Here is an 11,626-nt window from a genome sequence, read left to right on the forward strand (position 1 = left end):
GGCAGCGGCGGCAGACCGTCCGCCGCCATCTGCTCCGAATACAGCTCGATCTTGCCGCTCGGCGTCGGCAGCCGGCCCGGCAAGAGCGACGGCTGGCGGTCGGCTCGCATATACCGCTGCTCGCGCAGCCGATCATAGGTAATATGAGCGATATACGGATTGGGCGCCTCATCGAGCGCCGCCGCGATCAGCTCGCCGTCGCTCGCCTGCAGCTCCGGCTCGTCGTAGCCCATCGCCTGCGCCAGCAGCCGGAACACCTCCGTATTGGATTTGGCTTCGCCATAAGCCGGGATGACCGGCTCTTGCAGATGGATATAATGATGCCAATACGACGTATAGAAGTCGGTATTCTCGTAGGATGACGTCGCTGGCAGGACGATATCCGCGTACGCTGCCGTATCGGTCAGGAACAGATCGTGCACGACCGTGAACAGATCGTCGCGCAGCAGTCCCTGCTTCACCTTGCCGCTCTCGGGCGCCACGACAGCCGGATTGCTCCCGTAGACGAACAACGAGCGGATCGGCGGGTCCGTCTCCAGCAGGGCGCGGCCGATCCGGTTCATATTGATGCTGCGCGTATCCGGACGAGCTCGCAGATCCGGACGCTGCAGCGCCACATCGTCGAAGGAGAGGAAGCTCGAGTTGCCCTTGATCGCGCCTCCGCCGGGATGCAGCCATTGGCCGGTGAGCGCCGGCAGGCAGGCGATCGTCCGGATGCACATGCCGCCGTTGTCATGATGCTGCAGCCCGTTGCCGATACGGATGCACGATGGCGTCGTCTGGCCATACAGCCTCGCCAGCTCGCGGATATCCGCCTCCGGCACGCCGGTGACCTCCGACACCCGCTCAGGCGTGTACGCCTTCACATGCTCGCGCAGCTCCTCCGCGCCGACGGTATACTCGGCGAGGAATGCCTCATCGGTCATGCCCTCGGCGTACAGCAGATGCATCAGCCCAAGCGCCAGCATCGTATCGCTGCCCGGCCGGATCGGGATGAACCAATCGCCCCAGCGTCCGGTCTGATTTTGATGCACATCGATGACGACGACCTTCGCTCCTTGCTTGCGGGCTTGCTCAGCGATCGACACCTGATGCATATTCGTGCTGACGGCATTGATGCCCCACATAATGAAGAGCTTCGTCTGCTCCATCTGCTCCGGATCGGTGCCGTAGCCGCCGCCCATCGTGTAGCGGTATCCGACGCTGCCAGCGGCGCTGCAGATCGTATGCTCCAGCAGGCTTGCCCCCAGTCGGTTGAAGAAGCGGCGGTCCATCCCTTCGGCGGTAATATTGCCCATATTGCCGTAATAGCTGTAAGGCAGGATGCTCTCCGGGCCATGCGCCTGGATCAACGCCTGCCAGCGCCCGACGATCTCGGCGATCGCTTCGTCCCAGGAGATCCTCTCGAAGCGCCGCTCGCCCTTCGCCCCTACCCGCCGCAGCGGGTATTGCAGACGCTCGGGATCGTAGAGCCGATCCGTCATCCGTCGTACTTTGTTGCATATATTGCCCCGGGTAACCGGATGGTCCGGGTCGCCGGTTACTTTGACGATTTTGCCATCCTGCTTGTGCAGCAGCAAGCCGCACTGATCCGGGCAATCCAGCGAGCAGACCGCCGGCACGATGCCGTCTTGTTGTTCAATATAGCTGTTCATTGCCGTTCCCTCCATCTCATACCATTGCTGTAAGTCCATATGGGCTTATTTTATACGATATTGCTGCCGTTGCCTACCCGCAGCAGGCCGTGGCGCAGTCGCCTACAATAACTGAGAAAAAGAGATTGCTAAAACTTCGTTCTAACTGTTATACTATATATATAACAGATGGTACAGGTGGTGATTAACATGCTGATAGCCGTAAACCTGCAATCCGATGTGCCGCTCTATACGCAGCTGACCAACCAGATTATCGAAGGCATCGCCAGCGGACGACTCGCTCCAGGGGAAGCGCTGCCCTCCGTACGCTCGTTGTCCAGCGATCTGGGGATCAATATGCATACGGTGAACAAAGCCTATGCTGCCCTGAAGCAAGAAGGTTATGTGGAAATCCATCGCCAGAAGGGCGTTGTGATCCAGCATGAGTTGCCCATCGCCGACGAGACGTATCGCGCCTCGCTTGCGGAGCGGCTGCGGCCGCTGGTCAGCGAAGCGATCTGCCGCAGGATGACCGAAGCGGAGCTGCTCGCCTTGTGCACAGCGCTGTACCGCCAGATTCATCCCGACTATCCAGCTTCATCAGACTAACAAGGAGTGATAACTATGGAACAGTGGACCCTCTGGCTGACGCTGGCCCTTATTGCACTGCCCGTCATCTTCATGGCGGCGGCTACGCCCTACCTGACCCGGCGCACCGAGAGCTTCGGCGTCGCCATCACCGAAGAGGTGTACCGCAGCCCGCTCGTCAAGCGGCTGCGCGCCCGGTATGCGGCGATGACCGCCGCACTGTCTGTCCTGACCTTGATCGGTTCCCTGCTCGCCTTCCCCGCACAGGACGAGCAGAAGATGCCATATATAGTCATCGTCTTTGTCGTCGTCAGCAGCGCGGCCTCTCTCCTGCTCTATCTGTACAATCATATGCGGATGAAACGGCTGAAGCAGGAGCATGGTTGGCAGCAGCCCGACTTGCAGACCGCCGTCATCGATACGAGCTTCCGGCTCCTCAAGCCGACGCTGTCCAATCTCTGGTTCGTGCCGCATCTGCTCGTCACCGCAGCGACGCTGGCAGGCGTGTTGATCTTCTATGACCGGTTCCCGGATACGCTGGCGATGCAGTACAATCTGCAAGGCGAGGTGACCCGCTCCGTCGACAAGTCCTACCTCTCGGTCTTGATGCCTGTCGGCATCCAGCTGATGATGGTCGCGCTGTTCTTGCTGATCAATACCATCATCTCGCACAGCAAGCAGCAGCTGGACAAAGCCGATGCCGCCGCTTCGCTGCAGCGCAGCCTCATCTTCCGCCGCAGCTGGTCGGTGATGATCGTCGTCTCGGGCTTCCTGATGACGCTGCTGTTCTCCTTTATGAGCCTGTCCTTCCTGATGACGCTGCCGCCGACGCTGGTCATGCTCGTGCCGCTGCTCATCACCGCCGTCATCATCGCAGGCTGCATCTGGCTCTCCGTCAAGGTCGGACAGGGCGGCAGCCGTCTGCAGGGCGTGCCTGCAGGCGCAGCCGCTACCGGCACCGGCCCGTCGGACGACGATCGACATTGGAAGCTGGGCGTCATCTACTATAATCCCGCCGATCCGGCGCTGTTCCTCGAGAAGCGCTTCGGCATCGGCTGGACGATCAATATGGGCCGTCCGCTCGCTTGGCTGATCGCCGCAGTGCCGCTCGTCCTCGTCGCGTTGGTGATTTGGCTGGCGCCGTAACGCTGTTGTCGTCACATGAATACATGCGCTAACCTGCGCACGAACACGCCCCCTCTCCAGCGGAAAGGGGGCGCTTGCTGCTTGCTTCTCAGGGAGTCAGTCGTCTCAGCGGTTCCTCGGCAGGTCCTTCCATCACCTCGCCGGTCACGGAGAAGCGCGAGCCGTGGCAAGGACAGTCCCAGCTGCGCTCGCCGTTGTTCCACTCGACCTCGCAGCCCATATGCGTGCAGGTCGTATCGACGAGGAACAGCTTGCCGTCCGGGTCGCGATAAGCGCCAGCCCGTTTGCCGTTGTAGCGGATGACGCTGCCCTCGTCGATGCCGAGGTCCTCGATTTCCTTGTCGCCGCGATCCAGCTTGCCGGAGATCAGCTGCTTGGCGATATCGGCATTGTCGGCGACCAGCGAGACGAGCGTCTTGGCGGAGAGGCTGCGCGAGGGCGAGAGCAATTGCTCATAGGGATTGGTCCGCTCCAGGATGAGATCCCGCAGGAGCAGGGCTGCCAGCGTACCGTTCGTCATCCCCCACTTGCGGAAGCCGGTGGCGGCGTAGACGTGAGGGTGGCTGGACGAGGCCCGGCCGATGTACGGCAGCTTGTCTCCGGTGACGAGGTCCTGCGCCGACCAGCGATAGGCCACCTCGGTCAAGCCCAGCGTCTCCCGCGCATAACGCTGCAGCTCTTCGTAATGCCGGATCGTGCAGTTATCCTGCCCTGTCTTGTGGCTCTGGCCGCCGAGGATGATGAGCCGCGAGCCGTCCGCGAGCTGCGTGTCGCGGATCGAGCGCTTCGGCGACTCGCTGGAGATATACATCCCGCCAGGGTATGGAGCGCTCGTCTTCAGGCCGAGCACATAGGAGCGCTCGACATGCATCCGGGCAAAATAAAAGCCGATCCGGTCATGGTACGGAAAGTGGGTGCATTGCAGCACATGGCTCGCGGTAATCCGATGTCCATTGCCGGTAATGACGACCGCCGGCTCGCCGGTGTCCAGATCGGTCGCAGTCGTATCCTCGAACACCATCCCGCCGCGGCTGACAAATTCGTCGAGCAGGGCGTTCAGGTAGGCCAGCGGATGGAACTGCGCCTGCTGCCGCATGACGACAGCCCCGCGCACCGGAATGTCGAGCGGAATCCGCTCGGTGAATGTGCCTGCGATACCCAGTTGCTCATAGGCATGCGCCTCCTTGTGCAGCTTGTCCAGCTCGGCCTCGTCATTGGTGTACACATAGGCATCCTGCATCGACCAGCCGCAATCGATATTGCCTTTCTGCACTGTCGATTGGATGAACGTCAGCGCCTCTTTTTGCGCTTCATAATACTGAAGCGCGTGCTCCATCCCCTCCGAGCGGATCAGCTCATCGTAGATCAGGTCATGCTGCGCGGTCACTTTGGCCGTCGTATGAGCTGTCGTGCCATTCAGCAGTCGGCCTCCGTCGATCAATGCGACGCGCATACCTTCTCTCGCCAGCAACGTTGCCGACGTGATGCCGACGATGCCGCCTCCGACGACGACCGCGTCCACCGTCAGATCCTTGTCGAGCGCTTTATACGTTTTGCGATTCACCGAAGCCGTCCAGTACGACTCGGGAAAACGCGGAAGCTCGTTGCCACTCTCCATTCCGACCACCTCTTTCCAATTCTCTTCCACTATAATATGGATAAGCAGGGGGCATTTCATTCCCTAGGGCCGTCATTAACCTGCGTCTGCGACGATGAAGCATGTCATGCCGTGCGCAAGGGCCGTTTCGCTTTCCTTCCTCCCGTTGATATGTTTTAATAGAGAGTAGGCGCTTTTTGGGCGTCTGTCCGGGAAAGGAGCGATACAGATGCAAATTTCATCCTTTTTGTTGCCCAAGGAAAAGGTCACCTATGTGCTGGCCTCGGATTCCATGCTGACGGCAATGAACAAATTGGAGCACCACAACTATACAGCCATCCCGATCATCGATGAGGAGGGCAAATACATCGGCACGCTGTCGGAGGGCGATCTGCTCTGGAAGATGAAAGGAACGCCTGGCCTTACCTTCGAGACGATGGACGATGTGCCGGTAAGCAACATGCGCAAACGCATCTTCAACGAGTCCGTCGTCATCGACGCGCATATGGAGGATATGCTGACCCTCGCAGCCGATCAGAACTTTGTCCCCGTGACCGACCATAACCACGTTTTTCTTGGCATTATCCGCCGCAAGGACATTATCGAATATTACACCCGCAATATTACAGACTAACGATCCATAACATGGCCAAGCAACGCAAGCATATAACAGGACCTCCGTCTCCACGCTGCAGTGGGAACGGAGGTCCTGTTATAGGTTAGGGCTGGATAAAGCGTGCGAATCGCCTGTCGGTCCAGATACGCCGCACGGCGAATCTTAGCGCGCCAAGCCGGCGAGCACGAACACAAGCGGCGCGTTGTAGTCGATCGCGTATTCGTTGGTGGAGTAGGAATCTACAATGTCGAGATACGCCTTGGCTGGCGGAGGCGCCTGCTCCTGCAACACGCGATCGATCGCAGGGTCGCCGCCATAGCGATTGGGGCCGCCTACGACCAGCCCCGGCACATAAGCGCCCGTGCTGACCATGATGCGGTGATGCGGGTTGCGCGGCATCACATGGCCCGCTCCCGTCACATACGTGGTGCCAAGTGTATTGCGTCCTAATGTATAGTGCAACTGCTCGAGCGCAACCGCGCGGTTGGCCGTCTGCGGCTCGAGCTGATCCGCCAGCAGCAGCAGCTGCGCCAAGGCCATGCCGTTTTTGGCGGACGCCCAGGTGTACTGCTCGGACTGCAGCGCATAACGATAGCCATCCGCCTCGGAGCGAGCGACGATCGACCGCGCCTCCTCGACCAGCAGCCTTCGTGCCGTCGCCTGATGCTGCTCCGGCGCGCCTGCTGCGGTCGCGAGCGCGAAGTGGCCAAGCGACAGTCCCGACGCCCAGCCGATCGTCTCGACCTGGCCCGCAGCCTGCGTAGCCAGCATCGTCTCGAGCAGTTCGGCATAACGCGCCTCGCCGGTCGTCTTGAGCAGCTCCGCCGCCGCCCAATAACGCTCGCCCCGGTCGCCCGACTTCTCATAGCCGCCCGATCCGGCGTCCTGCCGGGCCGTCTTCACGAAGCGCGGATCGGGATGACGCTCCAGATATTGCTGTGCCGCTTCGGCCGACGCTAACAGCTCGCTTGCGTACGCCTCGTCGAACGGCACATACACCCGGGCTGCGATCGCCAGCGCCCCGGCATACATCGCTGTGCCGTAGGTGGACATCCCGAACAGATAACGCGGTTGCGTGTCCTGGTCCGGCCGGATCATACCCGGCCACTGCATCCCGGACAGCTTGTGGTAGACAGCGCCGTCCTCGCGCTGCATCTTGAGCATCCAGTCGAGCTCGAACTTCACTTCCTCCAGCACATCCGGCCAGGCAGCCTGCGCCGGATCGGCCAGCCCCTCGGGAATGTGCAATTCCAGCGACTGATATGCCTCCGGGTACAGCTCGTAGGAGAGCAGCAGCTGGGCGACCGTCGTCGCGGCCGGCGTGATGTACTTGCCGTAGTCGCCGGCATCGTACCAGCCGCCGCTCACATCGATCGGCTCGTCTGCTGCTTGATCAGGGAAGTCAGGGTCGAGCCGAGCCTCCGCATCCTGGCGATGCCCGCCGGGATGGCTCAGCCCCGTCACCGGGTCCTCGATCGCGACGCCCGATCGGCCGAGCGTGTAGGAGCGCGTCACCTCCATAAACACGCGTTCATAGACGTCAGCGGCAATCCGGAACGGATGAGAATAGCCTACCTCCTCTACCTCGATCCGATATTCCCCGAACTTCGTGACGCCAGACAGATCCATCTCGCGCACCGTCTCGCCGGCATCCTCATCCATCACCGGCTGCGACAGCTCGCCCTCAAGCACGGTCTCGCCCGTGGCGGTGTCGATGACGCGGAACACATCTCCGCCGCCTTCGCCCGCCAGCATCGCCCGATTCGTCTCGCCGGGCACATAACCGACCTGATTGACCTTGATGCGATCATTAAGCTCCATTTCGTTCATTATTGCATCCTCGCTTTCCTGGAGTTCGGCTATCGGAGTCTCCACAGCCGTCTCCGCCTCGACTTCTACCGGCGCCGCTTCATCATCGCTGCACCCTGCAGCGATAGCTAGCGCTGCTGCAGCCACCAACAGCATGGGCAGTCTCATCAGACGCCAGCCTGTCCTTTGGCCCGTCGCGCTCGGCGCACGCGTATAACCTACCTCTGATAACGCTTTCAGCTTCGTCCCTCCTTAGCCTTCGCGGGGATACTGGCACGTACATAGCCTATTGTACCGCACCTCCCAGATTTTTCAAGAGATGATTGCGTTTTATCCGCCGCATACGTCTGACATCATCAAAAAAATGCCGCCTCTCCCCCGGAGAGGAAAAGCGGCTCGGAATCACTTCCTATTAAGATGGATACTGCGCCTCATGGAGACGACTGTAGATGCCGCCGGCTGCGACCAGCTCGCGATGGTTGCCCTGCTCGGCGATGCCGTCCTCGTTTACCACGATGATACGGTCGGCGTTTTTGATCGTCGTCAGACGGTGGGCGATGACGAGTGTCGTCCGCCCAACCGCAAGCTCGGAGAGCGATTGCTGGATGAGCGCCTCCGTCTCGGTATCGAGCGCCGACGTCGCTTCGTCGAGGATGAGGATCGGCGGATTCTTTAGGAACATCCGCGCGATCGACAGCCGTTGCTTCTGGCCGCCCGACAGCTTGACGCCGCGCTCGCCGATGATCGTGTCCATCCCTTCCGGGAGCTTGGCGATCATATCGGTGAGCGATGCCCGGCGCGCCGCCTCCCAGATCTGCTCCTCGGTCGCATCGAGCTGGCCGTAGGCGATGTTCTCGCGGATCGAGCCCGAGAACAGGAATACATCCTGCTGTACGATGCCGATGTTCTTGCGGAGCGAAGCCAGCTTCATCTCCCGGACATCGATGCCGTCGATCGTGATTCGCCCCTCGTTCACATCGTAGAAGCGCGGGAGCAGGCTGCAGATCGTCGTCTTGCCAGCTCCGGATGGCCCGACGAAGGCTACCGTCTCGCCCGGGCGGATCGCCAGGTTGATATTACTGAGAATCGTCCGGTTCGATTCGTAGCCGAAGGTGACATTGTCGAACCGGATATCGCCCTTCAGCTTATCGACCTCGACGGCTTTGGGAGCGTCGGCGATATCCGGCTCGGTATCGATAACCTCGAGGTAGCGGCGGAACCCGGCGATCCCCTTCGGATAGCTCTCGATGACCGCGTTGATCTTCTCGATCGGGCGGAAAAATACGTTGGAGAGCAATACGAAGGCCATAAACTCGCCCAGCGCGATCCGACCCTCTACATAGAACCATGCCCCTGCCACCATGACGAAGATCGTCACCAGACGCATCATCATGTAGTTGATCGAGATGCTTTTGGCCATCGTTTTGTAGGCCATCAGCTTCGTCGTGCGGAAGTTTTGGTTGTCGACGGCAAACAGCTTTTTCTCGTGGGCTTCATTGGCGAACGATTGAACGACGCGGATGCCGCCGACGTTCTCCTCGATGCGGGCATTAAAGTTGCCGACGTCGCCGAACAACCGGTGATACGTCTTGGTCATCTTGCCGCCGAATACGATGATCAACCATGCCATCACCGGAATGATGATGAAGGTAATGAGCGCCAGCTCCAGGTTGATGTAAGCCATCAAAGAGAACGAGCCGACGAGCGTCATGACCGCGATGAACACATCCTCGGGACCGTGATGCGCTACCTCGCCGATATCGTTGAGGTCATTGGTCATGCGGCCGATCAGATGGCCGGTCTTGTGATTGTCGAAGAAGCGGAACGACAGCTTCTGGATATGGCTGAACATATTGCGCCGCATATCCGTCTCGATGTTGATGCCGAGCATGTGACCCCAATACGTCACCACATAGTTCAGCACCATGTTAAGCGTGTAGATCGCCAACAGACCTACACATGACCAGATAATCAGCGACAAGTCCCCGCTCGGCAGCAGCTTGTCGATGAAGCCGCTGACGGCCAGCGGAAATGCCAGCTCGAGCAGCCCCGCGATAATCGCGCAACCGAAATCGAGGAAAAACAATCCCTTGTAAGGCTTGTAAAACGCAAAAAAACGACGATACACCTGCTATCACTCTCCACATCTGTCCGCTAAAAAGTGTTCCACTACTTTAGCATCATCTATGTATTCAAATGTAGGATGAAGCACGATTAAAGTCAAGCTTTTTTTGAGAATGATAATTCTTCTCAAGTATTTTACCCGATTTTTCCTTTGTCTATTCCTGTTTTTCGACTCTGGCGGCAGGTCGGCTATACTAGAGATATCTTTTTTTGTGCAGGCGTGTAACTTTGTTATCGCTGATACGTGGATCTATCGAAACAAGCGCGAAACGTTCGCATTAAGGGGGATGTACGGTCGAAACACATGCACTTGAACACATCTATCGCCAATACGGTGGCGACCTGTATCGCTACCTGCTGTCGTTGGCCGCCAGCCCCCAGGCTGCCGAGGATCTGATGCAGGATACGTTCTGCAAAGCATATGTCTATCTGGACAGCTACGACAACGAGCGGATCAAGCCGTGGCTGTTCAAGGTCGCCTACCATGCCTTTATCGACTGGCAGCGCAAAGAGCGTCGCAGCTCGCCCTACGAGCCTGCATGGATGGGCGAAGCCGCCGATATCGGAGGTACCGCGCCAAGCGCCGAGCAGGAAGCGCTGGAGCGGGCAGCGGCGGCGAGCTGGCACGAACTGCTCGGCAGACTGGCGATCAACAAGCGGCATGCGGTGCTGCTGCGGGATCACTACCAGCTCTCCTATCAGGAGATCGCCGAGATCACCGGCTGGACCGTCGCCGCAGTCAAGATCAACATCCATCGCGGCCGCGAGGAGCTGCGTCGCCTGATCAAGCAAACCTACGGAGGAGATGTACAATGAGCAAACGAACCTGTCACGAGCTCGACGAACAATGGGACCGTTATCTAAGCGGCGAGTGTACGAAGGAAGAAGAGGAGCAGGTCGAGCAGCATCTGGAGCAATGCGCCGAATGTCGGGAGCGGCTCGATCAGGCGATGGAGGCTCAGAAGCCGCTGCTGCCGCCCGCTCCAGACGAGAGCAAGTCGCCGACGGATCGCCAGCAGCGGCGCTGGATGAGAATGGCCAAATGGCGCAATCGCGTCAGCACCGCAGTTAGCCTGTTATCCGCCTTCATCGTGCTATCGATCCTATCGGGCATCGCCACCTCGCTGCTCTATGCCGTCGGAGGCTCGTCGAGCGTCGGGCATCGCCTGCCCGATGTGCTGTCTACTGCGGTCGGCATGACGATGCCGAATCTGAACGTCGGCAGCGGCGGGGTGCAGAGCGGCGCATACTTCAACCTGTCGATGGACTACGAGATGACCAAGCGGGTCGGACACCGCAGTCAGAATCAGGGAACGCTGAAGGCCGACATGCGGTTCCATCTGCTGTCTGTGAAGCGGCAATGGACGAATGGCAGCTACCAGAGCAAGCTGTACTTTAAGTACCCCGGCACGCCGGAGGTGCTCGGCGAGGAGCAGCGCCGCTACGTCAAAGAGACAGACGATCAGGTCTGGAAGGCGCTGGAGATGCTGCCCGAGGGGACGGTCTCGGAGCTAGCGATTTCGCTCGACGGTCTCTATTCGCTGGATGAGGTCTACGCGATGTTCGGCAACTACGACATGGACATCATCTGGTATGCGTTTGACACCGGCCAGGAGGAGCGCATCGGCAATCTGGGTAGCTACCTGTATGGCGGCAGCGGCGGGCTCTGGGGAATCAGCGATCAGCTGCTGCTCAAATATGCCGAAGGCAACGGGTTTGCGGTGCTCGGCGACGCTCCGGTCAAGGAGCGTGCCTTCCTGCGAGCGCTCGAGACGCTGCAGGCGGATGAGCGCTGGGTCCGCAAGGTGGTCACCGTCGACCCGATGCTACAGGAGCGCATCGACTACGTCCGGGAGCATGGCGTGCGCAGCTACGGACTTGTCGTCACCGGCCCGACCAAGGAGCTGCTGAAGCTGCGCGAGCAGCCCCATGTCACCCGCCCCGCCCTCGGCGAGACCGACTGGTGGAACTGGTATATGCCGGAGTTCAGCAGCGTCCAGTACTGAGTCTATAATCGCCTGCCTGCTGCAATCGTATGGAACGTAAGGGGCCGGGGCTTGAACTGCCTCTAGGGCGTCACCGCAGGGGGCGAAAAGGCGGTCTAAGATGCCC

At 59.8% G+C, this 11,626-nt stretch carries 8 protein-coding genes and 1 pseudogene; 5 read left to right on the top strand and 4 right to left on the bottom strand.

Annotation, left to right across the window (positions count from 1 at the left end):
- The coding region (locus PA598K_RS12155) for a molybdopterin-dependent oxidoreductase (protein WP_128657234.1) at positions 1–1,655 on the bottom strand (1,655 nt) is incomplete at its 3' end.
- Positions 1,656–1,844: 189 nt separating this feature from the next.
- On the opposite strand from PA598K_RS12155, the gene PA598K_RS12160 reads away from it, so the two are divergent.
- Positions 1,845–2,243 carry a GntR family transcriptional regulator gene (locus PA598K_RS12160; RefSeq protein ID WP_128657220.1) on the top strand — a complete coding sequence of 133 codons (399 nt, stop codon included), beginning with the start codon at positions 1,845–1,847 and terminating at the stop codon, positions 2,241–2,243.
- A gap of 15 nt (positions 2,244–2,258) precedes the next feature.
- Positions 2,259–3,368, top strand: a complete 1,110-nt coding sequence (locus PA598K_RS12165) for a DUF1648 domain-containing protein (protein WP_128657221.1) — start codon at positions 2,259–2,261, stop codon at positions 3,366–3,368.
- An 88-nt stretch (positions 3,369–3,456) separates the two neighbouring features.
- Here PA598K_RS12165 and PA598K_RS12170 read toward each other — a convergent pair whose 3' ends face one another.
- Complete coding sequence (locus tag PA598K_RS12170) at positions 3,457–4,986, bottom strand: FAD-dependent oxidoreductase (RefSeq protein ID WP_128657222.1); 1,530 nt, start codon at positions 4,984–4,986, stop codon at positions 3,457–3,459.
- A 208-nt stretch (positions 4,987–5,194) separates the two neighbouring features.
- On the opposite strand from PA598K_RS12170, the gene PA598K_RS12175 reads away from it, so the two are divergent.
- A complete protein-coding gene (locus PA598K_RS12175; RefSeq protein ID WP_128657223.1) occupies positions 5,195–5,599 on the top strand; it encodes a CBS domain-containing protein in 405 nt (134 codons plus the stop codon).
- A gap of 144 nt (positions 5,600–5,743) precedes the next feature.
- Here PA598K_RS12175 and PA598K_RS12180 read toward each other — a convergent pair whose 3' ends face one another.
- A complete protein-coding gene (locus PA598K_RS12180; protein ID WP_128657224.1) occupies positions 5,744–7,558 on the bottom strand; it encodes a glycoside hydrolase family 9 protein in 1,815 nt (604 codons plus the stop codon).
- A 244-nt stretch (positions 7,559–7,802) separates the two neighbouring features.
- Positions 7,803–9,518: an ABC transporter ATP-binding protein gene (locus PA598K_RS12185; protein WP_128657225.1), complete on the bottom strand. Its 1,716-nt coding sequence runs from the start codon at positions 9,516–9,518 to the stop codon at positions 7,803–7,805.
- A 311-nt stretch (positions 9,519–9,829) separates the two neighbouring features.
- On the opposite strand from PA598K_RS12185, the pseudogene PA598K_RS12190 reads away from it, so the two are divergent.
- Positions 9,830–10,330: pseudogene (locus tag PA598K_RS12190) on the top strand (sigma-70 family RNA polymerase sigma factor); the annotation flags it as partial.
- Positions 10,327–11,520: an anti sigma factor C-terminal domain-containing protein gene (locus tag PA598K_RS12195; RefSeq protein WP_128657227.1), complete on the top strand. Its 1,194-nt coding sequence runs from the start codon at positions 10,327–10,329 to the stop codon at positions 11,518–11,520. The pseudogene PA598K_RS12190 and the gene PA598K_RS12195, both read left to right, overlap by 4 nt.
- Positions 11,521–11,626: the final 106 nt, after the last annotated feature.

It is taken from the genome of Paenibacillus sp. 598K (genome assembly GCF_003851045.1).
Classification (GTDB): Bacteria; Bacillota; Bacilli; order Paenibacillales; family Paenibacillaceae; genus Paenibacillus_D.

Bases quoted from the DNA above. Each gene is read 5' to 3' on its own strand.
- PA598K_RS12175 (WP_128657223.1), top strand. From the start codon at position 5,195: ATGCAAATTTCATCCTTTTTGTTGCCCAAGGAAAAGGTCACCTATGTG.
- PA598K_RS12160 (WP_128657220.1), top strand. From the start codon at position 1,845: ATGCTGATAGCCGTAAACCTGCAATCCGATGTGCCGCTCTATACGCAG.
- PA598K_RS12170 (WP_128657222.1), bottom strand. From the start codon at position 4,986: ATGGAGAGTGGCAACGAGCTTCCGCGTTTTCCCGAGTCGTACTGGACG.
- PA598K_RS12195 (WP_128657227.1), top strand. From the start codon at position 10,327: ATGAGCAAACGAACCTGTCACGAGCTCGACGAACAATGGGACCGTTAT.
- PA598K_RS12165 (WP_128657221.1), top strand. From the start codon at position 2,259: ATGGAACAGTGGACCCTCTGGCTGACGCTGGCCCTTATTGCACTGCCC.
- PA598K_RS12180 (WP_128657224.1), bottom strand. From the start codon at position 7,558: ATGAGACTGCCCATGCTGTTGGTGGCTGCAGCAGCGCTAGCTATCGCT.